Source organism: Amycolatopsis sp. NPDC033938 (assembly GCF_055575975.1).
Genome location: NZ_JBVIRO010000033.1, coordinates 23328 through 45312, shown reverse-complemented (window position 1 = coordinate 45312; position 21985 = coordinate 23328). Strand labels below are relative to the sequence as shown.

General features: G+C 67.4%; 23 protein-coding genes. 10 read left to right on the top strand and 13 right to left on the bottom strand.

Annotation, left to right across the window (positions count from 1 at the left end; genetic code table 11):
* Positions 1-153: 153 nt before the first annotated feature.
* The 3 genes from ACZ5ZX_RS40755 to ACZ5ZX_RS40745 form a co-directional block, all read right to left on the bottom strand.
* Positions 154-300 (bottom strand): hypothetical protein, encoded by a 147-nt coding sequence (locus ACZ5ZX_RS40755; RefSeq protein WP_465507356.1) that lies wholly within the window; start codon positions 298-300, stop codon positions 154-156.
* 366 nt (positions 301-666) lie between these two features.
* Entirely contained in the window at positions 667-1923 is a 1257-nt protein-coding gene (locus tag ACZ5ZX_RS40750; protein WP_465507355.1) for an HNH endonuclease signature motif containing protein, read from the bottom strand.
* A gap of 229 nt (positions 1924-2152) precedes the next feature.
* Positions 2153-2617, bottom strand: a complete 465-nt coding sequence (locus ACZ5ZX_RS40745) for a hypothetical protein (protein ID WP_465507354.1) — start codon at positions 2615-2617, stop codon at positions 2153-2155.
* A gap of 201 nt (positions 2618-2818) precedes the next feature.
* On the opposite strand from ACZ5ZX_RS40745, the gene ACZ5ZX_RS40740 reads away from it, so the two are divergent.
* The 4 genes from ACZ5ZX_RS40740 to ACZ5ZX_RS40725 all read left to right on the top strand — a co-directional run bounded on the left by ACZ5ZX_RS40740 (position 2819) and on the right by ACZ5ZX_RS40725 (position 6279).
* The gene (locus ACZ5ZX_RS40740) at positions 2819-3790 is read left to right on the top strand and encodes a tetratricopeptide repeat protein (protein WP_465507353.1); all 972 of its coding nucleotides are present in this window, start codon (positions 2819-2821) and stop codon (positions 3788-3790) included.
* An 80-nt stretch (positions 3791-3870) separates the two neighbouring features.
* Positions 3871-4701, top strand: coding sequence for a peptidoglycan-binding domain-containing protein (locus ACZ5ZX_RS40735; protein WP_465507352.1), 831 nt, complete (start codon positions 3871-3873; stop codon positions 4699-4701).
* 124 nt (positions 4702-4825) lie between these two features.
* Complete coding sequence (locus ACZ5ZX_RS40730; RefSeq protein ID WP_465507351.1) at positions 4826-5449, top strand: cyclodeaminase/cyclohydrolase family protein; 624 nt, start codon at positions 4826-4828, stop codon at positions 5447-5449.
* The gene (locus ACZ5ZX_RS40725; protein WP_465507350.1) at positions 5446-6279 is read left to right on the top strand and encodes a bifunctional 5,10-methylenetetrahydrofolate dehydrogenase/5,10-methenyltetrahydrofolate cyclohydrolase; all 834 of its coding nucleotides are present in this window, start codon (positions 5446-5448) and stop codon (positions 6277-6279) included. Before ACZ5ZX_RS40730 ends, ACZ5ZX_RS40725 begins: the two co-directional genes overlap by 4 nt.
* Before the next feature lie 45 nt (positions 6280-6324).
* Here ACZ5ZX_RS40725 and ACZ5ZX_RS40720 read toward each other — a convergent pair whose 3' ends face one another.
* Positions 6325-6909, bottom strand: coding sequence for a TetR/AcrR family transcriptional regulator (locus tag ACZ5ZX_RS40720; protein ID WP_465507349.1), 585 nt, complete (start codon positions 6907-6909; stop codon positions 6325-6327).
* Between the two features lie 50 nt (positions 6910-6959).
* Here ACZ5ZX_RS40720 and ACZ5ZX_RS40715 point away from each other — a divergent pair, with 50 nt between their 5' ends.
* Positions 6960-7763 (top strand): class I SAM-dependent methyltransferase, encoded by an 804-nt coding sequence (locus tag ACZ5ZX_RS40715; protein WP_465507348.1) that lies wholly within the window; start codon positions 6960-6962, stop codon positions 7761-7763.
* Positions 7764-7806: 43 nt separating this feature from the next.
* On the opposite strand, the gene ACZ5ZX_RS40710 is transcribed toward ACZ5ZX_RS40715, so the two are convergent.
* From ACZ5ZX_RS40710 to ACZ5ZX_RS40700, 3 genes are all read right to left on the bottom strand, one after another.
* Positions 7807-9249, bottom strand: a complete 1443-nt coding sequence (locus tag ACZ5ZX_RS40710) for a cellulose binding domain-containing protein (RefSeq protein WP_465507347.1) — start codon at positions 9247-9249, stop codon at positions 7807-7809.
* Positions 9246-11573, bottom strand: coding sequence for a cellulose binding domain-containing protein (locus ACZ5ZX_RS40705; RefSeq protein ID WP_465507346.1), 2328 nt, complete (start codon positions 11571-11573; stop codon positions 9246-9248). The genes ACZ5ZX_RS40710 and ACZ5ZX_RS40705 overlap by 4 nt, the downstream gene beginning before the upstream one ends.
* 215 nt (positions 11574-11788) lie before the next feature.
* A complete protein-coding gene (locus tag ACZ5ZX_RS40700) occupies positions 11789-12154 on the bottom strand; it encodes an RNA-binding S4 domain-containing protein (protein ID WP_465507345.1) in 366 nt (121 codons plus the stop codon).
* A 277-nt stretch (positions 12155-12431) separates the two neighbouring features.
* Here ACZ5ZX_RS40700 and ACZ5ZX_RS40695 point away from each other — a divergent pair, with 277 nt between their 5' ends.
* Positions 12432-13940 (top strand): GMC oxidoreductase, encoded by a 1509-nt coding sequence (locus tag ACZ5ZX_RS40695; RefSeq protein ID WP_465507344.1) that lies wholly within the window; start codon positions 12432-12434, stop codon positions 13938-13940.
* 56 nt (positions 13941-13996) lie between these two features.
* On the opposite strand, the gene ACZ5ZX_RS40690 is transcribed toward ACZ5ZX_RS40695, so the two are convergent.
* Both ACZ5ZX_RS40690 and ACZ5ZX_RS40685 read right to left on the bottom strand, forming a co-directional pair.
* Positions 13997-14476, bottom strand: coding sequence for a carboxymuconolactone decarboxylase family protein (locus tag ACZ5ZX_RS40690; protein WP_465507343.1), 480 nt, complete (start codon positions 14474-14476; stop codon positions 13997-13999).
* A complete protein-coding gene (locus tag ACZ5ZX_RS40685; RefSeq protein ID WP_465507342.1) occupies positions 14473-15552 on the bottom strand; it encodes an NAD(P)H-dependent amine dehydrogenase family protein in 1080 nt (359 codons plus the stop codon). The genes ACZ5ZX_RS40690 and ACZ5ZX_RS40685 overlap by 4 nt, the downstream gene beginning before the upstream one ends.
* A 351-nt stretch (positions 15553-15903) precedes the next feature.
* Here ACZ5ZX_RS40685 and ACZ5ZX_RS40680 point away from each other — a divergent pair, with 351 nt between their 5' ends.
* The gene (locus tag ACZ5ZX_RS40680) at positions 15904-17052 is read left to right on the top strand and encodes a Cmx/CmrA family chloramphenicol efflux MFS transporter (RefSeq protein WP_465507341.1); all 1149 of its coding nucleotides are present in this window, start codon (positions 15904-15906) and stop codon (positions 17050-17052) included.
* A gap of 44 nt (positions 17053-17096) precedes the next feature.
* Here ACZ5ZX_RS40680 and ACZ5ZX_RS40675 read toward each other — a convergent pair whose 3' ends face one another.
* Positions 17097-17645 carry a DUF1062 domain-containing protein gene (locus ACZ5ZX_RS40675; RefSeq protein ID WP_465507340.1) on the bottom strand — a complete coding sequence of 183 codons (549 nt, stop codon included), beginning with the start codon at positions 17643-17645 and terminating at the stop codon, positions 17097-17099.
* 189 nt (positions 17646-17834) lie between these two features.
* A complete protein-coding gene (locus ACZ5ZX_RS40670; protein WP_465507339.1) occupies positions 17835-18416 on the bottom strand; it encodes a GNAT family N-acetyltransferase in 582 nt (193 codons plus the stop codon).
* Positions 18417-18469: 53 nt separating this feature from the next.
* Here ACZ5ZX_RS40670 and ACZ5ZX_RS40665 point away from each other — a divergent pair, with 53 nt between their 5' ends.
* Entirely contained in the window at positions 18470-19081 is a 612-nt protein-coding gene (locus ACZ5ZX_RS40665; protein ID WP_465507358.1) for a formylglycine-generating enzyme family protein, read from the top strand.
* Positions 19082-19163: 82 nt separating this feature from the next.
* Positions 19164-19421 carry an amphi-Trp domain-containing protein gene (locus ACZ5ZX_RS40660; protein WP_465507338.1) on the top strand — a complete coding sequence of 86 codons (258 nt, stop codon included), beginning with the start codon at positions 19164-19166 and terminating at the stop codon, positions 19419-19421.
* Between the two features lie 510 nt (positions 19422-19931).
* Here ACZ5ZX_RS40660 and ACZ5ZX_RS40655 read toward each other — a convergent pair.
* A complete protein-coding gene (locus ACZ5ZX_RS40655) occupies positions 19932-20714 on the bottom strand; it encodes a helix-turn-helix domain-containing protein (protein WP_465507337.1) in 783 nt (260 codons plus the stop codon).
* A 195-nt stretch (positions 20715-20909) separates the two neighbouring features.
* On the opposite strand from ACZ5ZX_RS40655, the gene ACZ5ZX_RS40650 reads away from it, so the two are divergent.
* Positions 20910-21128, top strand: coding sequence for a DUF397 domain-containing protein (locus ACZ5ZX_RS40650; RefSeq protein ID WP_465507336.1), 219 nt, complete (start codon positions 20910-20912; stop codon positions 21126-21128).
* Here the strand turns inward: ACZ5ZX_RS40650 and ACZ5ZX_RS40645 are convergent.
* Complete coding sequence (locus tag ACZ5ZX_RS40645) at positions 21101-21943, bottom strand: helix-turn-helix domain-containing protein (protein WP_465507335.1); 843 nt, start codon at positions 21941-21943, stop codon at positions 21101-21103. The genes ACZ5ZX_RS40650 and ACZ5ZX_RS40645 overlap by 28 nt on opposite strands.
* Between the last annotated feature and the right edge of the window lie 42 nt (positions 21944-21985).

Genomic DNA, 21985 nt, shown 5'->3' with positions numbered 1-21985 from the left:
ATCACCGCCCACGCCCGATCCGTCAGCTCACCACGACCCACCACACAGTCATTGTCTGCACACGATCATGAACAAGATCCGCAGGACACGCCCTACGTCAAGTCTGCTTTGAGTGCTTGGTAGATGGTGTTGGTAAGGTGGCGCCCTGCCCGATCAGGGTGCGGACCAGGCCCGCAGCCGGAGCAGTCCCTTGTCGTCGGAGCGGACGGTCTTGCAGGCCAGTTTCCGTCCGGCCTGATCGACAGCGACCGCGGTATGACTGGACTTGTGCGGACCTATCCCGATGACCACCATGGACACGCGCGTGTTCCTTCCCTAGCCGGAGAACAGGTGCACCTTTCCGGGCCGGGCTGGTCAGACACACCTCAGTCGAGGTCGATGGCGTCTAGTCCACGCTTCTATCAAGTCAGGCCAGCCAGGCCCGGACCTCGATCACGCTGGACAGTTGTTTCACAAGCCAGCAAGGCAGTGGCTTTCGCGACATAACAGGGGCACTGCTGCTACAGCGTCGAAGGACATGCCACTTTTGCCCTACCCCTCAAAATTCGAATCGCCACTCACGACACCTGGGCACCCGCGAGCGGGCGCGATGCCTCAGTCCGGTCTGTGGGCATGACGAGGGGCCCGTCGCCGGTGCGGCTGGCGGGCTCCTCAGGTCATGCAGGGTTAAGCGGCGCGATGAAGCGTGTTGCGCCTGGGTCTTCGTAACGGATCCAAATACTGCGGCGGCCTGAACTCCGGTAGCCCATCGGCCGCCATCCGGACTTCCCAATCCCCGTGGTGAATCAGCCGGTGATGAAAACCGCACAACAAGGTCAGATTCCGCAGGTCGGTGGGGCCGCCATCGGCCCAGTGATCGATGTGGTGGGCGTGGCAGTGCTTCGGCTGCCGATGACAGCCCGGGAACGCACAACCCCGGTCCCGGATGTTCAACGCCCGTCGTTGCCCCGGGGTGACGAACCGTCGCAGCCGCCCCATATCCAACGGTTCCCCGGAAGCGCTCAACACCACCGGCAACATCAGGCAATCACACGCGGCCAGTCGGGCTTCCCGGGCGGTCATCTCCCCGACGAAATCCAGACACGCGGTCCCGATCCCGGACTTCAGCTCCTCAAGCCCGATGGTGACGTGCACCAACGTCCGGTAACCAGAGGTACCGGGCTGGTCCGGGCAGGCGATCGCCAGATCCAAGACCTCGGCAAAGGCGTCACCCTGGCGTTCCGCCTTCGTGCGGGGATCCGCTTGGCCGAACTCGTCGACTGGGCGTGGTTTGGCGTAGGCGTCGAGTACGGCGGCGGTGCGGGCGCCGAGTTCATCGTCGAGGAGGCCGGTGAGTTTCCAGAAGCCGTCCTTGCGGCGCTCCAGGCTGACTTCCCGCGAGGGCTGGGCCGGTTCGGGGTCCTTGGGTTCCTTACCGTCGGGGTCGAGCCAGCCCAGCAGGTTCTCCTCCGCCTTCCCGAGCTGCCTCGGCCCCGCCTCCCGGGCAAGATCAGCCAGGACCTTCTCCGCATACTCCCGATCCTCTACGGCCGTATCCGCCGGGATCTTCTTCAGAATCTCCAGGATCTGATCGATCCGATGCTCCCCGATCACACCCTCAGCAGCCGCCGCCGCGGTCGCCGGAGCGAACGCAGGGATCTCCGTGCCATCAAGTGCGCGGGTCGGGTTCAACGCGATCGCCCGCCGCACGATCGCACCCGCCTCACCCCGGGTCAACCCCGCCACATCAGCAAGCCACGACGCCGTCGAACCATAGCCATACAAGTCTTTCGGGCCACGAGACTCGACCTCCGCCAGAAACCGCCCCAGGGCGGCGGAGGCAATCCGGATCACCTGCAGGGACTGCTGCACGCCATGGGCAAGCTCCAGCCTGCCGGCACGCCACAACTCCTGCGGCAACTCAGGAAGAAAGGTCTCGGACACCCCTCAATAATACCAAACAATGCTCGAACAGGTGTTCGTAATTTTACGTAACAATGAACCGGCCGCATTGACCACTGAAGGGTGATAACGCCAAGCTAGCCTGCCGCTTTCCGAGGCCGCATTCACTTGATCTAGAGCGTGTGTCGCGTGGCGGCTGGCGCGCTCAAAACACCGCGCGAGAATCACCGCAATCAGCCGACTGAACGCGCAGCTCGAAATCCACCGGCTTTCAGCTGTCCGGCACCACGTACAACGTCGACGCGTCGCCTCCGTGCATGGCGACGAGGCTGGTCCGGCAGGCGAAGAGCACTTCGCGGTTCGCGACCGTGTCCGGCGGGACACCACAACCGTCGCAATAGAGTTCGACCGATCCCGGGAAGCTCTCGTCGACCTCGACGTCGATCGTGCGGTCGCAGCGACGGCACCATCGGTGCCCGGTGACCACGAGTACGTGCAACGGATCGGAGATGCACTGGTGCACCCAGCACCGGTGTACGTAACAGGTGGTGCGCACGTGCGCGCTCAGCCCGTGTTCCTCCGCCACGTCCTCGGCGGCGAGGATGGCCGCCAGCCGCCGGTCGGCGAGTTCACCGTACCGATCCAGACGGCCGCCCACCCGAGGAGCCCCACGCGCGTCCTCGCGGGAGACCAGCCGGAGACGGGCTCGCGAACGCGGTGAAGCACGTAGCACCATGTGGGTCTCGACCTTTCGGCATCCACTGGAAGTCATATCAGGTTGCGCCAGTTCCCGCCTGGATGACACCCGTACAACTACCTGTCTTCATACCTCAGCGCACGTTGACAGAGAGGGCGCGAAGCTCGCGGCGACACTCGGCCCGGGTTACGCTTTGAGACCACGAATATCGCGCTGGGGTTACGTCAGGGGTAAATGACCATGACAGATCCTGAAGCCACCGTTCACCGGTACTTCGCGCCGGACCGGGTGGGAAAACGTGATGTCGAAGCGCTGGAAACGCAGACGAAGGCGCTCCGTGCCGTCGACTACCAATGCGGGGGCGGGATGTGCCGCGACGCCGTCGTGGTGCGGATCCATCGCGGACACCGGATGCTCGCGATGTCGATCTCCGAACCGGTGCGGACCAGGCTTTCCTCGGCCGTCGCGGATCTGCACAACCTCGCCGGATGGACCTGTTTCGACAGTGGTCACGTCGGCGCCGCACAGCACCATCTCGACGTCGCACTGGAGCTCGCCGCCGATGCCGAAGACGCCGAATTGACCGCGAACATCCATTATCGGCGAGGCCGGATCCATCTCCATTACGGGGCGACGGACGAAGCCCTCACCCAGTTCGAGCTGGGCAGGCTCGCCGCGCGGCGTGCCGGTTCGAAGCTCGCCGCGAGCATCCTGAGCGCGAACCAAGGCTGGGCATACGCCAAGAAGGGCGACGCGAATCTCGCCGTCGGGCTGATGGAACGAGCGGGTGAGGAATTCGCCGAAAAGGATGACAGCGAGCCACCCGACTGGGCGAGGTTCTTCACCGAAATCGATGTTTCCGCGATGGCGGGTTCGGTCCATACCGATCTGGCCTTGCGCAAGGGTGGCCGTCATATCGGAATGGCCATCTCCGCACTCGCCGACGCCGTCCGCGGATACGGTCCGGAAATGAGACGCAGCCGTTCGCTGTGCCTGAGCATGCTGGCCACGGGCCACGTTCTCGGCGGGGACGGCGACGAGGCGCTGTCCGTCGGCATCCAGGCGATCGAAAGCGCCGAAACGCTCAAATCGGTGCGCACCAGGGACCGGCTGCGCCCGCTCGAACAGGAAGCGGCCAAACACCCCGACGACGCCGATTGCCGGGCCTTGGCCGAAGCGGTGACCCTCTTCGTCAGCGGCCGGGAGACCTGAGAACTGTTCGTTTGTACGGACCTTGTATTCGCGCTGATCATGCTGCCCGGACAAACTTCGGTGAGTTCAGGAGGCAGGAATTGTTGACCAAGGTAGCCGTGTTCGCGACAGCGACCGCGCTCTCGTTCGGTGTGGCCGCACCGGCCAGTGCCGAAATGACCGCGGCCGTGTTGCCCACGGCCAACATGGAAGCGGTGCTCAAGGCCGCCCAGATCGACCCGCGCCGGGCCGACAGCGCCTTGACGCCGGGTGCCAAGGATAGCGTGCTGCTCGTCGAGCAGGCGCTGTCGGCCAAGGGACTGCTCGACCAGCAGTACGTCGACGGTCACTTCGGCACGTCGACGATCACCGCGTACTCCAGCTACCAGAAGTCGCTGGGATACACCGGGCTCGACGCTTCCGGCCTGCCGGGCAAGACCTCGCTCGAGAAGCTGGGCGAAGGCCGGTACACCGTCACCGCGGTGGTTTCGGCGGGTAGCCGCCTGACCTACCACGGCGAGACGATGAACACCCGGACCAAGGCGATGCTGGTGAAGGCCGAGGGTCTGCTCGGCAGGCAGCTCACCATCACGCAGGGCTCGTACAACCCGGGCGGTGTCGGCGCTTCGGCCGGTACGCACGACGGCGGCGGTGCGCTCGACATCGGCGTCGAGGGGATGTCCTCGACCACGCGGACCGACGTCGCGCGGAAGCTGCGTCAGGTCGGCTTCGCGGCGTGGGTCCGGACGCCGGACCAGGGTTTCGCCTACCACATCCACGCCATCGCGCTGTCCGATCCGGACCTGTCGTCCGCCGCGCAGCACCAGGCCGGTGACTACTACCTCGGCTACAACGGCCTCGCCGGGCGCGGCGCCGACGACGGCCCCGCCGTCACGCCGAAGCTCACCTGGGAGGAGTACCAGCGCGCGTGAGCCGGTTTCCCGGAGGCCGTCTTTCGCCGAAGTCGATCAACGGTGAAAGGTGGCCTTCGGGCCGTCCGAGAACCCCCGGGTAGGCTTCGGCGCGACGGCAAAACCAGCGGGAAGGGAACATCGCGTGGAGGCTCAACCGGTCGGTCAGTGGCTCGACGAGCTGGCTTCGAAGGCCTCGACACCCGGCGGTGGCGCGGGGGCCGCGATGAACGCCGCGGTGGGTGCGGCCCTGGTCTCCATGGTGTGCAACCTGACCATCGGCAAGCCGAAGTACGCCCAGTTCGAGGAGAGCATGACCGAGGCTCTCGGCAAGGCCGAGGACCTCCGCGGTCGCGCGCTCGGCCTCGCCGCCGACGACGCCGCCGCGTTCGACGCGGTGGTCTCCGCATACAAGCTCCCGAAGGCCACCGACGAGGAGAAGCAGGCCCGCAGCGCCGCGATCCAGGCCGCGCTGGTCGGCGCCGCCGACGTCCCCCTGCGCACGGCCGCCCTCGCCGCCGAGGTCATCGATCTGGCCGCCTCGATCCTCGAAGGCGCCAACACCAACGTCATCTCCGACATCGCGGTCGCGGCCTCCTCCGCCAAGTCCGCGCTCGAGTCGGCCGTGGTCAACGTCGAGGTCAACCTCGCGTCGATGTCGGACGAGCAGCTGCGCAAGGAGACCGAGGCCCGCCTCGGCGAGTACACCTCCGCCGCCGGGCGCGCCGACGCCCTCGTCGCCGAGGTCCGCGAGAGGATCGCCCGATGACGCTGATCGACGGGCGCGCCATCGCCGCCGCCATCACCGCCGAGGTCACCGAGACCGCCGCCAAGCTGCGCGAGTCGGGCACCGCGCCGACGCTGGCCGTGCTCGTGCCGACCGACGACGACGCCACCGCCTGGTACGTGCGCTCGATCGAGCGTGCCGCGAAGAAGGTCGGCGTCGACTGCCGCGTGGTCCAGCTGGAGAAGCCGACCGGCGAGGACGTCACCCGCGAGCTCGACAAACTGTCCGCCGACCCGTCGGTGCACGGCATCATCTGCCAGACCCCGCTGCCCGAGGGGGTCACGCTGGACGACGTCGGCGCGCATATCGACCCGCGCAAGGACGTCGACGGCGCCAACCCGGTCAGTCTCGGCCGCCTCACCGCCGGCCTGCCGACCTACGCCCCCGCCACCGCCGCCGCGGTGCTGGAGATCCTGAAGCGCGAGCAGGTCGCCCTGTCCGGCGCCCAGGTCGCCGTGGTCGGCCGCTCGACCGTGGTCGGCAAGCCGGCCGCGCTGCTGCTGCTCGGCGAGAACGCGACGGTGACCGTCTGCCACTCGCGCACCAAGGACCTCGCCGCGGTCACCAAGTCCGCGGACGTCCTGGTCGTCGCCGTCGGCCGCGCGCATTTCATCGGCGCGGACCACGTCAAGCCCGGCGCCGTGGTGATCGACGTCGGCACCAACCCGACGCCCGAAGGCGGACTCGTCGGCGATGTCGACCAGGCCGCGGTCGAGGACCTCGCCGGCTCGATCACGCCGGTCCCCGGTGGCGTCGGACCGGTCACGACCTCGCTGCTACTGCGGCACACCGTCACCGCCGCGCAGTCCTGATCCACCGAGAAGGCGGCGAGTCCCGACGCGGGGCTCGCCGCTTTTTCATGTCGCGGAGCCGACGACGGCCATCACCGTCTTCCGCACCGCCTCAGGCTCGGGCGCGGCACCCGTGCGGTCGGCGAACAGCAGGTGGGTGGCGCCGATGAGGGTGGCCGCGAGGGTGTCGACGTCGGCGTCCGCGGCCAGCCTGCCCAGCCCGCGTTCCGTTTCGAGGTAGGCGGCGATCATCACCGCCGCCTGCGTCAGCACCGGGACCCCTGCTGGCCATTCGCGGCGCAACCGCGCGCGCAGCTCGTCCCTGAAGATCACCAGCGGGACGATCGCCACCGCGACCGATTCGAACACCGCTGTCAGCGCTTCGGAGAGATTATCGACGACAGTCCCGGTCCCGGCGATGCTCTTCAGCGCGATCGTCTTCTCGTCGAGTTTTTCGACCCTGTCCAGCACGAACTCGGCGAGGAACGCGTCGAAGTCGTCGAAATGCCGGTGCAGCACGCCTTTGGCGCAATCCGCCTCCGTGGTCACCGCGCGGCTGGTGAGCCCGCTCGGCCCGTCACGGAGGAGGACCCGCTCGGCGGCGTCGAACAGCTGCGCGCGCACGGCGCGCAGGGCTATCCCGGTCGGCATACGGCTCCCTTGCGTTGACGAGTGGGCAAGTGCCCACTTATGGTGGGCGCATGCCCACTCTACCGTCGGGGCGCGAGCCCCACCGTCATCGACAGGCCGCCGAATCCTTCGGCGTCGACGTCGAACGCTACGACCGGACCCGGCCCGCCTATCCCCCGGAACTCATCGACCACCTCGTCGCGGCCGCCCCCGGCCGTGAAACCCTCGACATCGGTATCGGCACCGGGATCGACGCACGCCAGTTCCAGGCGGCAGGCTGCCGGGTACTGGGCGTCGAACCGGATCCGCGCATGGCCGACTTCGCGCGCCTGAGCGGGATCGACGTCGAAGTGGGCACCTTCGAGGCTTGGGAGCCCGCCGGACGCCGCTTCGATCTGCTTGTCTCGGGCCAGGCCTGGCATTGGGTGGATCCGGTCGCGGGCGCGGTCAAGGCCGCGGAAGTCCTGCGGCCCGGCGGGCTTTGGGCCGTGTTCTGGCATGTTCCCGAACCGCCGTCGCAGGTCGGGGACGCCTTGATGGACGCGTACCGGCGGCACGTCCCCGACGCTCCCGACGCGCTCAAGAACGTGCCGAAGCAGTCCTCCGACGCGTACGGGCAGCTCATCACCAAGATCACCGACGGCCTGCGCGAGGCGGGCGGCTTCGGCGAGCCGGAGCAACGGCGGTACGACTGGGAAAAGGAGTACACCCGGGACGAATGGCTGGACCAGCTCCCCACCTTCGGCTCACTCACCTGGGTCGAACCCGGCCCGCGGAAAGAGATCCTCGCCGAGGTCGGTGCGATGATCGACCGAATGGGCGGCCGGTTCACCACCCGCTACACCACGATGGCGATCACCGCCGTACGGACGTGACCGCCGGTGGCGGGGGCCGCGCCGCCCCCGCCACCGGCGTCGATCAGGGAGTGACCGGGACGTTGGTCAGGCCGTTCACCGCCCTCGACACGGTATTGGACGCGTAAACGGTGTTGGGCCGTTCCGAGCACTTCGACGTCGACGTGATCTTGATGGCGTACTGGCCGACGTCGCCGAGATCGGACTTGTTGCCCCGCCAGACGTTCCCGCAGCCGTTCGGGAACGACGGAGTGGTCTCGGGGTTGTGCGTCTCGTAGCCGTTCGCGAAGGTCCCCGGCGAGGCGAACGTGCCGGTGTTGTCCTCGATCACGTAACCGGTTCCCTTGACGTCGACCCACGAATCGGCCGAATTCTGCCCGGAGATCCCTTGCCCGTCGAAGGTGTTGCCCCGGATGACGCCGTCGGCGGTACCTTCCTTGACGTCGATGGACTCCGCGGCGACGTACGGCCCGATGTGGTTGTTCAGCACCTGGATCCGGTCGCCGCGATCGACACCACCGGAGTTCCCGTGACACGCCCAGTTCGAGTTCGCCGAACCGAGGTAGACGCCCTCACCGTAACCGGGCTGCACGAGACCGGTGTGGCTGATCGTCGAGTCGCGGATGACGCTGTCGGCCGAGGAGCGGCGGAAGTGGACCCCTTCCTCGTCGATCCGGTGCACCCGGACACCGTCGATCACCGTGTGGTGGGAGTCGTCCGCGACGATCCCCTTCTTCGAGTCCTGCACGGTGAAACCCTTGAGCTGCCAATAAGGCGCACCGTACAGCCAGAACCCGTATCCGGAGTCCCAGCCCGCCGTCGGCACCGGGCACGAAGGCGCCTCTCCCGACGGGTCGTCGTTGATCAGGACGGCCGTGGCGGGTCCGGTCACCGTGATGGGCGCGCCCGCCGTGCCGGGCTTCGTGGCCACGAAGGAACCCCGGTAGGTTCCGGCGGCCAGCCGGATGGTCTGCCCAGGACTCGCGGCCGCCAGCGCGGCCTGGAGTTCCGCCGCCGTCCCGACGTCGACCACGTCACCCGCCGGGACACTGGTCGTCGTCGTGGGCGGGTTGCTCGTCGTGGTCGTCCTGGGGGTCGAGGTCGGCGCGCCTCCCCCGCACGGGCTGCCGTTGACCGTGCAGCCGGTCGGCAGGCCAAGGCCGCTGGTGTTGAAGCCGAAGTTCGCCGTGCCGCCCGGTTTGATCGTGGCGTTGAAGCCGGCGTTGGTGACCTTGTAGTGCCGGCCGCTCCTGGTCAGCACCGAACTCCACGACGTGGTGACGGTCGTCCCGGCAGGCAGGTCGAATTCGACCGTCCACTGTGCACTGGGCGCGTCACCGGTGTTGGTCAGCGTGTACTTGCCGCCGTAGCCACTGTCCCAGGCCGAGGCCTGAACGAACGTGGCGGACAGGCGGGGCGCGGCCGCCTCCGCGGTGACGACGGCGCCGAACAGGCCCGCCGCCGACACCGTGGCCGCGAGCGCGGCGAGCAGTCGTTTCCTCGTCATTCGGTGCCTCCGCAGTTCGTTCCGGCGATCGTGCACGCGACCGGGAGTCCCTGACCGGCGGCGTTGAACCCGAACGTCGCCGTGCCGCCGGGTTTGACGTTGCCGTTGTGCGCCGCGTTCCCGAACCGGTAGTGCTGACCGGACCTGGTCAGCACCGAACTCCACGACGTGCTGACGGTCGTCCCGGCAGGCAGGTCGAACTCGACCGTCCAGGAGCCCACCGCCGCCGGACAGCTGTTGGTGATGGTGAAGCCGCCGCCGTAACCGCTGTCCCACACCGATTTACGGGCGAACGCCGCCGTCAGGCAAGCGCCGGGACCGGGAGTCGTGCTCGTCGTGGGAGTGGCGGACGTCGGCGTGGCGGTCTGGCCCGTCGACGACGACGGCGGAGTCCCGTCGACGGACCTCAGGAACAGCGACGTCGCGGCGTCGGTCTTGGTCGCGTCGACCCCGTGCCCGCCGGTGTAGTCGCGCTGCTCGTTCTTCGCCCAGTCCGCGATCGGAGTGCCACCGACGTCGAGATGCTTGTACGCGGTGCCGTCCCAGCCGAAAACGTAGACGCGATGCCGGTCGCCGTAGAAGTCGTTATACGGGCCGCCGTCCGCGAGCTGTTTAGTCATGGCGTTGTTGAAGAAGACGTTGCGGTAGCCGGAGCCGCCCGACCATTTGACGGCCTTCTTGCCGGCACCCCACCAGATCGGGAACCAGTTCGAGTCGTCGGGACCGCCGCCGCCCTCCTCACCGCAGTTGGCCCGGCAGTTGCCGGAGCGGTGCGCGTAGGGGACCTTGACCGTGTTGAGTTCGAAGAGGTTGTTGCGTTCCCACCCGCCGTGCAGGTTCAGGTCCGAGTCGAACGAGTTGCCGATCACGACGTTGCCCGAGGCGGACCACTGGAAGGTGAAGTGCCGCAACAGGGTCGAGGTGTTCCCGGCGTAGAGCGAGTCCCACACCCGGGAACCGCGGAAGTACCCGTTTCCGCCCTTGCCCTTGTTCCAGGAGCCGTTGAGTTCGTTGTCGACGATCTGGAGGTTCTTGGCCTCCTCGGTGACGATCGGATGCGAACCGGTCAGGTCGGCGCGGATTCCCCGCACCCAGGAGTTCGCCGCCCATTTGAACACGATGCCGTGCATTTCCGCGGCGGGCGCCATGTTCCCGTAGTTGTTGTTCGCCTCCGCGGGGTTCAGGCCCGGCATGTCCTGCGTGAAGCCGAGGTTTTCGAACCCGACGCCGAGCACCGGGTCGACCAGCGGAGCCGCCTTCGAGTCGTAGGTGGCGCCGTCGATCGGGGCCGAACCGTCCGAAGTGGAGTTCACCGGCACGTCGTACTCGAGCGGTTTGTCGAGGGTGATGGTGCGCGCGGAGGTGTCGAGCGCCGTGATCGTGAAGATCTGCTGGCGCATGTGCATGTTCAGCAGCGGGAACGTGGTCGGCGTCGCCTGTTGCTGTTCGTAGAACTTCAGTGAGTTGGCCGCCCGGATGTTGACCAGGTTCCCGGCGGTGAGCGAGGTCAAGGCGCCACTGCTCGCCAGGTGGACGACCCGGTCCCCCATCCGCGCGGCGAACGCGGTGTCGCCGGCCTTGCCGCGCAGCTTCACCCCGGCCTTCCAATGGACGTTGACCGTGCCTTCGAAGATGTCCTTGCGGTTCGCGGGTGCCGAGGCATAGTCACTCGCGTAGGCCGTGTTCACTCCCCTCGACTGGACACGGAACAGCCCACGGCCTGGCCACAGCCAGCCGCCCTTGCCCGCGCCCGAGGTCATTCCGTCCTCGTCCCAGTCGGAACCGTCCGGGGTGAGGGTGTCGTAGAGCGTGTTCGCGTCGGGCCGGTACACGAATTTCGTCGCGTCCTTACCCGCCCCGCGCAGGATCAGGTAGTCGGCGTCGACGTGGATCTCGTGCGTGACGTCGAACCGCCCGGCGGGGAAGGTGATCGTGCTCAGCTTGGTGTAGCTCCCGGACGGCGAGCACGCGCTCTTGATCCCGTCGATCGCCGCCTGGATCCCGTTCGTGTCGTCGGCGCCGTCGTCGGGTTTGACGTTGTACCGGCTCGCCAGTTCCGCCGCGGTGACCTGACAGGTGGCGTCCGGATTCACCTCTGCGGAACCGGGCAGCGCGGCGCCGCCCCGGTATCCCGCCTTGGACCAGTCGTAGAGCCCCACGACCGGCGCCCGGCGATTGGCCGCGCCGACATCGAGGCCGGTCAGCGCACCCGGACCCGGGCTGGCGTCCGCGGCACCGGGCGGTAGTTGCAGAAGCGCGGCGGTGGCGACCACGGCGGCGACCGCCGGTAGGACGGCACGACGAAGAGGACTTTTTCGGGACACCCGAAACCTCCGTGACGGACTGACGGAAGGTGTTGCGGCGTGTACACCCGGACCTCGCCTTTATAGTTCACGTCCCTGTCACGCGTCAACGGATGTGAATATCGTCCACGTATGTGAATACGACAATCGTCGACCCGTGGCGCGTGAAGGCCCCCTTCCCTCGGCTGAGCCGAGGGAAGGGGGCCTTCACGCGCATTCCCAGTCCGACGACCGGCTCAGCCCTCGCCCGACCGGAAACGGTCGAGCACCCGTCGCTCCCGCTTCGTCGGGCGGCCCGCTCCTCGTTCCCGTCGCGCGACCGGCATGGCGGACTCGGGCGGCGGCGGAGGCGTCCGGTCGATGAAACAAGTCGCCGCGTCGGCGGCCCCCACGCGTTTCTGGATCACCCGCGTCACCTCCAAGATCCGCGTGGTGTCGTTGACCCGGGCACGCACCTCGTCGCCCGCCACGACCGTGGTCGCGGGCTTGGCGGGTTTGCCGTTCACGCGAACATGGCCGCCACGGCAAGCGGCGGCGGCGTCCGGGCGCGTCTTGGTCAGCCGGACGGCCCACAGCCAGCGATCAACTCGAGTGGACTCCACAGCCGTACATAGTGGCCCATCCGCCGCCGCGATGCCCGCTTGCCTGGCCGTAGCACACGGAAAAGAACTCGCGCCTTTATTGCCACCCGACTGAGCCAGAGGTATAACTTGTTCTAAATACCTCAACGGTGAGGAAGATCACATGAGCGCTGAAGCCGTGTGGAGTAGTGCTTCTGGACAGTTATCCCGCCGCGTATTCATCACAGGAACTGGTTCTATCTTAGGGGCCGCGGCCCTGAGCGGGACCGCCTTCGCCTCTTCCGGGAACAGACCGGCGGTGAAAAGCTCGATCACCGACGCCGCGCAAATCCCGGCACTCGTCATCGGTTCCGGATACGGCGGTTGTGTCGCCGCGCTCCGGCTCGCCGAGGCGGGCGTCGACGTCCACCTCGTCGAACTCGGCAAGGCGTGGGACACCCCGGGCACGGACGGCAAGATCTTCGCCAACACCACTTCCCCGGACTACCGCTCCTTCTGGCTGCGGACGAGGACCAAACAGCCGTTGAGCAACTTCCTCGGTTTCCCGCTGGACAAGGACGTCCCGCGCCACACCGGGATCCTCGACGCCGAGGAGTTCAGCGGTATCACCGTCTATCAGGGCCGGGGCGTCGGCGGCGGCTCGCTGGTCAACGGCGGGATGGCCGTCACGCCGAAACGGGAGAACTTCGGCTCGGTACTGCCGACGGTGAACGCCGACGAGATGTACGGCGTCTACTACCCGCGCGCCAACGCGGGCCTCGGCGTCGCCACGATCGACCCGAACTGGTTCGAGACCGCCGAGTGCTACCAGTACGCGCGAGTCGGCCGGAAGCACGCCCAGCGCTCGGGTTTCCCCTTCCTGTTCGTCCCGGACGTGTACGACTGGGACTACATGAAGAAGGAGCAGGCGGGCACGGTGCCGAGATCCGCGCTGGCCGGGGAGATCCTCTACGGCAACAACGCGGGCAAGAAGTCGTTGCAGCAGACCTATCTTCCGCGGATCAAGGCGACAGGACGGGTGACGATCTCCTCGCTGCACCGCGTCACCTCGGTCACCCCGGCGTCCGGCGGCGGATACATCGTGGTGATGGAGCAACTCGACACCGGCGGCACGGTGACCGCGACGAAATCCGTGACAGCGGGCAAGGTGTTCTTCGCCGCGGGCAGTGTCGGCACGAGCAAGCTACTGGTCAAACTCAAGGCGACCGGGGCACTGCCCAACCTCAGCCCCGAGGTCGGGAAGGGCTGGGGCGACAACGGGAACGTCATGTGCGGCCGGGCCAACCACCTGTGGGACCCCACGGGCTCGCTGCAGTCGTCGATCCCGACCGGAGGCATCGACAACTGGGCGGCGGGCGGAGCGTTCGCCGAGGTCGCACCACTGCCGACCGGTATCGAGACCTACGCGTCGTTCTACCTGTCCATCACGAAGAATCCTCACCGGGCGACGTTCTCCTGGAACCCGAGCGCGAACAAGGTCGACCTCGACTGGCAGACCGCTTGGAAACAGCCGTCGATCGACATGGCCAAGTCCATCTTCGACAAGATCAATTCCAAGGAGGGGACGATCTACCGGACCGATCTGTTCGGCACGTACAAGATCTGGGGCGATCATCTCACCTACCACCCGCTCGGCGGCGCGGTGCTCGGCAAGGCGACCGACAATTACGGCAGACTGCACGGCTACCCAGGGCTTTACGTGATCGACGGCGCGCTGATTCCCGGTAATACGACCGTCAACCCGTTCGTCACCATTACCGCGCTGGCCGAACGGAACATCGAAAAGATCGTCGCCACCGATTTGTGACGACGATCGGACGCTTTTCGCGAGAATGAGCCGGGGCCGCCACCCCGGCCCGTTCTTCAGATCTTCGGCAGAACGCAGACGGTGTCGATCCCCAGCACGTGGTTCAGCCGCCCGAACGCCAGCCAGGAACCGATGCTCATGCTCAATTCCACGATTTCCCGCTGGCTGTAGTGCTCCCCCATGCGCTTCCAGAATTCGTCGTCGATACCGTGATGGTCGAGCGCGTACCGTTCGGCGTACTCGGCGGCCAGCCTGGTCCGCTCGTCGAACGCCTCGGTGGTACGCCATTCGGTGACCGCGTCGGCGAACTCCTCCTCGACCTTCACCCCGTCGCGTTCGGTCCGCCAGTCCAGGCAGAAGACACAGCCGTTGATCTGCGCGATCCGCAGCCGCGCCGCCTCGAACTCCCGCAGCCCCAGCGTGGTGTGCGAATAGACCGCGAGCGAGAAGTTCGACGCCGCGGCGCCGATACCGGGCACCATCTCGCCCCAGACGTAGCCGATCGGGTCCTTGCCCTCGGGAATGTCGATGTTCAACGCGTGCTCCTTCCGAGCTTGCCGGTGGCCGGTCGCAACGGGACGTCGAGGGCGTCGTAGAGCCCCGGTTCGGCGTCGACGAGCCAGTCGATGGCACCGACCAGCCTGCCGACCGCGGTCGCGTTGCCGCCGGCGGACCGGTTCTCCCCCTCGTCGGTGGCCTCGACCGAGACCTCGATCCTCGGGCGGCCTTCGATGATCACCCGGTGCGCGCCGTCGCCGCTGGGCGGCGACGGCCAGTCCGGCGCGCACGACGCGTGGATCCGGGTGACATGCTCGATGACTATGCGGGGCTCACCGGCCACGATGCCCTGTACCTCGAACCGGACCGCGCCTTGGGTGCCTGCCTCGAACTCGCCCATCGCCCGCGTGGTCACGGTCTCCTCGAGCGGGCGGCGATCCAGCGTCTCGCGGATCTCGTCGAGCTCGACGCCGAGCCCGCGGGCGATCAGCCGCACCTGCCCGCCCCACACCATCGTCGGAACCGACGGCGCCAGCATCGGCGGCTGATAGTCCATCGGCTGCCCCATGCCGACCAGGTAGCGGACCGAATCCGGCTGGTCGTAGGTGGAGTAGTCGAAGATCTCCTGGCAGCGGACGGCGTCGACGGTGGTGCCGAGCCCGCTGATCAGCAGCGGCAGGATGTCGTTGCCCCAGCCGGGATCGACGCCGGAGACGAACAGCGAACCACCACCGTCGGCGATCGCCGCGAGCACGGGTTCACGCAGTTCTCCTGGCGCGTTGCGCTGGTCGTACAACGCGTAGAGCGCGGGCGTCACCACCACCGCGCCCGCGCGGATCGCGCGGGCGATGTCGGCGAGCGCGTCAGCGGGCCGGATGTCGCCGGACGCCGCGTACACCACCGCTCGCGGTCCCGCCGCCAGAATCGCTTCGACGTCATCGGTCGCCGCCACACCCAGTTCACCGTCGACACCGGCGAGCGCGGCCGCGTCGCGGCCGACCTTCGCGGGATCGTGCACGAGCACCGCCGCGAGTTCCAACGCCGGATGCGCGTCGACGGCCCGGATGGAGGCGCGGCCGATGTTGCCTGTACCCCAGACAACCGTGGGAATCATGGAGCCGAGGCTAACCTCGGCTCCATGCCCAAGGGCAACGAAAGCGTTCCGGTACCCGGAACGGAGGTCGTTTTCCTCACTCACCGGGACAGGCGTTCGGCCATTCGCCCGCTCGCCGGACGGCAATCGGGTTGAGTGCCGTCGACAGGGATGTGTAATGTGCGCTCTCGTGACGAGCCCCGAGTCGGACAGAACCCCGCCGCCGGTCATCCGGCGGCGAGTCGTCGTGTCCGGCCGTTAGACGCCGTCACTCTCGCTTCCCGGTGACCGGAGCGCTGTTCCGTGCGCCCGGCCGGGTTCCCTGTCCCGCGCACGGCTTCTCCTGTTCACCCTCTTCGTGGGAGTCGTCCGTTGCCCCTGTTCGTCTATGTCCTCGGCCTTGCCGTCTTCGCGCAAGGCACCTCCGAATTCATGGCCGCCGGTCTCGTGCCGGGGATCGCCGCCGACCTGTCGGTCCCGGTGGGCGCGGCCGCCGCGCTGACGTCGGCTTACGCCGTCGGAATGATCGTCGGCGCGCCCGCCATGGCCGTGCTCAGCGCACGCTGGCCCCGACGGCGGGCGCTGGCCGGATTCTTGACCGCCTTCGTCGTGGTGCACGTCGTCGGCGCGCTCACGACGAGCTTTCCGGTGCTGTTCGGCACCAGGATCGTCGCGGCCGTCGTCAACGCCGGATTTCTCGCCGTCGCCATGCCCGTCGCGGCCACCCTGGCACCGCGGGGAAGGCAAGCGCGGGCGACCGCGGTCCTGCTCGCGGGCGTCACGCTGTCGTGTGTCGTCGGCGTGCCTGCCGGCTCCGTGCTGGGTGAGCTCGCGGGCTGGCGCTCGGCGTTCTGGGCGGTCGCCGCACTCTGCCTGCCCGCACTGGTGCTGGTGTTCCGTTCCGCGCCCGCCGACGCGGCGAATCCGCCGGAAGTCTCGATCAGGAGCGAAGCTCGCGAGCTGAAAGCACGTCCGGTGCGGCAGGCGATGATCCTCGCGGCCTTGGTCAACGGCGCGACCTTCGCGACGTTCGCGTTCCTCGCGGTGATCGCGACGGACGTCGCTCATCTGCCGGCCGGAGCGGTTTCCGGGTTGCTGGCCGCGTTCGGCGTCGGCGCGTTCATCGGGGTCACCGTGGCGGGCCGCCTGGGTGACGGTGAGCTGCGGCGCGGTCTGCTGTGGGCGTTGTGCACGGTGCCGGTGGGCTGGGCGGTGCTGGCGATGACCAGCCCCCACCCGGTCGTCCTGTTCGCGGTGACGACCGTCCAAGGTGGACTGTCGTTCGGCTGCGGATCGGCGCTCGTGGCCAGGGTCATGCGCGTGGCATCCGGCGCGCCGACCCTCGGCGGCTCGTTCGCCACGGTCGCGCTCAACGTGGGCGCGTTCCTGGGGCCGGTGCTCGCCGGTTTCGTCACGGAAGCGACCGACGACTACCGCCACGCCAGCTGGATCAGCGCGGCGATCGCCGCCGTGGCGATCGTTCCGGCTCTGTCGGTTCGACGGGTGAAGGTGCCCGGCTAGAGCCAAGGGCCTGTCCGGCGGATCTCGCCGGACAGGCCCCTCGTTCAGCGCTTGAGTGTGAAGGTGAAGTCGCCGGAGAGCTTCCCGCTCAACCGGACTGACGAAACAAGGTTCCCTTCGGCGATCAGCCTCTCGACCTCCGCCCTCGAACGCGCGCACCCCTCGGCGATCAAGCGCACCGGCCGGACCGGGATCCGCGCCGCGAACCGGACCGACACATCGATCACCTCGCGGTCCAGGTGGTCGGATCCGCCGGTGTCGAGACGCCAGGCGTTGTCCCAGTCGAGTGCGACACGATTACGCCGCTGCACGACCGGATCCTGAAGCAGTTCCGCTGTCAGGCCAGGATCGTTGTCGTGCAGACGGTCCAACAGCTCAGGTCGTACGGTGCGTACGTTCGTCCGCTCCAGGACGGTGAGTTTCGCGGTGTCCCCGCAAACGGTACAGAGCACCAGGAGCCAGACGTCGATCAGCTTGTGGTTCGCGTTGACACGGAATTTGCCGCTCGCCCGGAAACGCTCGGACGCGCATACGTGGCAACGACGTTGGACTAGTGGAAGGCAGGTGGGCACGACGGCCCAGTTTTCGGACACGGCAAGTACACCCGGTTTCAGTGAGAAGTCCGCAGCAAAAAGGTGCGCGGCGCGAAAGCGCGACGCGCGACGAATCAGCGCTCGGGAGGTCTCACAGGGTGTACAACGGCACGTCCTTTGCCTGGACGACTTGGTTCCGCGGCACAGTAGCGGCGCACAGCGTCACCGCTCCACCGGTTTTTCGGGGGCTTAGTCGCTTCGGAGCCGTGCGTGCAGGTGGACGTCATGCCAGCCGTCGGCGTGCAACATCGAAGAGCGCAGGGTCCCTTCGAGGCCGTACCCGGCCTTCTCCGCGACGCGGCACGAGGCGGGGTTCTCGGTGGAATGCAGGAGGGACAACCGGTTCAGACGAACGGTTTCGAACGCCCACCGCGTCAACGCCGCCACCGCGCCGCCCGCGATCCCGGCGCCGCGCGCGGACGGGAGAACCCAGTAGGACAACTGCGCGGAGGCCTCGAAGAGCGAGACGGTGCGGAGGCCGACTTGCCCGACTGCCCGATCATCGCGGGCGTCGACCACCGCCCAGCTCGCGTCCGTCTCGTCCGCCCAGCGCTGTTCCCAGGCCGCGATCCAGGTGCGGGCCTCGTCCGCGCCATCGACGCGGCGGACATGCCAGCGCTGGATGGCGGGGCAGGCGAAGGCGGCTTCGACGGCCTCCGTGTCGTCAGCGCACCAGGGCCGCAACACGAGCCTGTCGTCGACGATCAGACACGGCTGCTTGGCGGCCCGGAAGGTGCCGGCCGGCAGGGCGGGCTCGATGAGCAGAGGCACGCGACCATCATCGCGCACCGGTGTCGGTCCGTCTGGGTAACATCGGCCGGATCATGGAGATGATCACCGTCCCGCCCGGCGAAGTGACCCTTTCGGACCGGCGGACGCAGCGAAAGTGGACGGTCGACGTCGCTTCCTTCCGGCTCGCGCCGGTGCCGGTCACCCAGGAGTTGTACACGGGCGAGGCGGGCGAGCTCCCCGCCACCGGAATCTCGTGGCTGGACGCCGTCCGGTTCTGCAACACCCTGTCCGAACGCGATGGCCTGGCCCCCGCGTACGACTGGGATTCCCTGTCGTGGGACAAGTCCGCGGACGGCTATCGCCTGCCGTCGGAGGCGGAATGGGAGCACGCCTGCCGCGCCGGCACCACCGGACCCCGCTACGGCCCGCTCGACGAAATCGCCTGGTATCGGGAGAACTCGGCGGAGTCGATGCACGACGTCGGCGGGAAGGCACCCAACGCGTGGGGCCTGTACGACATGCTCGGCAACGTCTGGGAATGGTGCTGGGACATCTACGACGCCGAGGTGTACGGCGAGTACCGGGTTCTCCGGGGCGGCGGCTGGTTCGACGAACAGTGGAGCTGCCGGGCGTCGGTGCGGCGCCGCAGCCACCCGACTTTCCGCGTCGACGACGTCGGTTTCCGCCTCGCCCGCACACGGTGACCCCTTTCGGGGGCACCTGACGATCACACGATTGAATGACGCCACGGACACCCGGCCGGGGTGTCGGACCCTGGAGGCAACCGTGACCGCACCCCGAGATGTCGAACGCGTCTATTCCACCGCCGACGTCGTCGCCAAACTGCGCCGTCTCGCCGACGCGCTGGAGTCCGAGACCTCGTTCCGCATCCAGATCGCCGGCGAACGGTTCCGCGTCCCCGCCCGCGCCCAGTTCTCCATCGAGCACGAGCGCGGCGACGGCGAGGAAGAGGTCGAGTTTCAGCTGAAGTGGAAGATCGAAGACGACGAAGGTGACGAAGACGCTGAAGGTACCGTCGTCTGAGCGACCCGAGGCGTCCAGTCCGGAGCCTTGATCCACGGAAGATCCGGGACGGTGAGTGTCCCAAATCCTCCGTTGATCAAGGTCGTGCCCATACCGCTCCGATCTATTGGCGGGTAAGCCAAATATGGCGTGATCGGCTCATTGCCGTGAAGGTCCCCTTGCTTACCCTGAAGGTAGCGAAGGGGGCCTTCACGGACTTTGGCCGCAGTCAAGTACTCCCCTGAGACACGGCGCGCCCTTTACTGTCCAACAGGGACACTGTCCCGAAACTGTTTTTCCTTTTTTGGTCTTGGTGTGGTTTTTTGTTGGGGGTGGTGTGTGAAAAATTGTTTTATAACATTTTTTTCCACCCACGACCCCCTCGGAAAACCACGCATACTGCTCAAGTCGGACGCTTGCCTGCCAAAGGTGTCCTCCGTGGACACCCTGGCCTCGTTTCTGCTTCCGATAGCCAGTCCGGACCCTAGCCAGGGCACGCCATATTCGGCATACCCACCAGTAACCCTCCGGCTAGTCGGTGTTAGCGGCGACGAGTTCCAGCCAGAAGTCGGGCGCGTACTTGGCGATCTTCGAGAACTCCATCTTGCCGGCGGGGCAGGCCCGTTTCGACGTGTCGACGACGCCGTTGCTCCAGTGCACGATCGCCCATACGCACCGGCCGTCCTTCATATGGTCGGTGACCCAGATCTCCAGGTAGTCGCCGCATTCGCGGTACCAGATCGACCCGGCGGTGTCGTCGCGGTGGTCGCGCACGTCGGTGCTGCGCTGCGGGCAGGGGCCGACCGCGTCGGCGAGGTTCGGCCGTCCGACGTTGACTCGCAGGTCCGGCTGGTAGGTGAGGATCGTCCACGGCCACACCCCGGCCACGGCGGTGGCGATCAGCACACCCGTGACCGCGCCGGCCAGGAGCAGGAGAAGCCGGTGCCCGAAGACCGACCGACGCGACACCTGGGGTGGCTGCCGGACGGGGTCACCGAAAGCGAGTTCGACGACGTCGCCGTTGTCCGCCGTCTGGGTGGTCGCCCTGGCGAGGACACCTTGTAAACCCTTCACCATTTCCTCGGTTTGCCCCAGGCCGAGAAGAATGGCGCGCAACTCGCCTTGTGTCGGCGGTTCACGTCTGCCGTTCTCGATTTCCGAAATTCGTTCACGCCTGATCCTGAGCCCGTGTTTCGCCGCGCGACCCGCCACGTTGTCCTGGGTGAGGCGCCGTTCGTCCCGGAGCCGTTTGATCAGTGTGCCGAGCTCTTCGACACCGGCGATGCCACCGGAATCGCCGCTCCGGACTTCCATAGCGCTCCCCTGTCCCTCAGCGCTGTGCGATCGTGCAGACGTAGGTTAGCGACACCTGGACAGACCGGCGCTTCCGGCCATGTTCACGCAGGTCGGCACGGTGTGCGCTGTCGCGACAAAATTTCCCGACGTCGCGACGGCAGGAGATTCCACTCTCTTTCCTCATCCGGCGAAACAAATGAGGAAGGAACTACTGTGACCCACGATCTCACCGGCGCGGCATGGTTCAAGAGCAGTCGCTGCGGAGGCGGCCCGACCTGTGTGGAAGTCGCCTTCCTGGAAACGGGGGTCGGCGTCCGGGACGCCAAGGACCCCGGCCCGGCGTTCGTCGTCGCTCCTGGGAACTGGTCGGCTTTCGTCCGCCATTGTTCCGAGCCGCGGGACGGTCAGGAATGCGACCCCGCCACCTCGTGAATCAATTCCACCGATTCCGAGGGCGTCAGGGCCAGCGCCTGGACCCGCTCGAACGCCGAGACGTACTGCGCCACGCGATCGGGTTCCTGGGTGAGCCGGCCTTCAGTGAGGTCGTCGGTGTAGACGATCTTCGGGTCTTCGGGACGGGGGAAGCCGAGGATGATGAACCCGCCGGCCTGTGCGGGATGCATCCCGGCGGACGACGGCAGGACCCGCACGGTGACGTGCGGGTCCTCCGCGGCCTCGGCCAGGTACCGCAGCTGCGCGGCCATCAAGCCCGGCTCGGCCACCGGACGGCGGAGCACGCTCTCGTCGACCACGACCGACAGCTGCGGCGGATTTTCCCGGCGGAGGAGCGATTGGCGGTCCATCCGCAGCCCGACGCGACGCTCGGCGATCTCGGGCGTGGAGCCGGCGGCGAGGGACAGCGCGTGCGCGTATTCGCGGGTCTGGAGCAGGCCAGGTATCCATTGTGGCTGGTACTCGCCGATTTCGGCGGCCTCGTCCTCATAACCGAGGTAGAGGTTGTAGCCGTCGTAGATGACGCCCTCGAGCTCCTGCCGCTTGCCGCGCTGCCGCGAAACCGCGAGCAACGCCGCCCGCCGAGCGCCGGTCACCTCGTAGAAGTCCAGCAGCTCGCGCAGGTCCAGTGGCCGGACGGCGACCTGACCGGTCTCGATGCGGCTGATCTTCGCGGCCGAGCACTCCAGGCGCACTGCGGCCTCGTCGAGCGTCCTGCCCGCCTGCTCGCGGAGATGCCGGAGTTCGCCACCGAACCGGCGGCGGTCTTCCACCGCCTCAGACGTCGCTGCCACCCGAACCAACCTCCAAGCAAAAACTACACACTGCAACTCTTG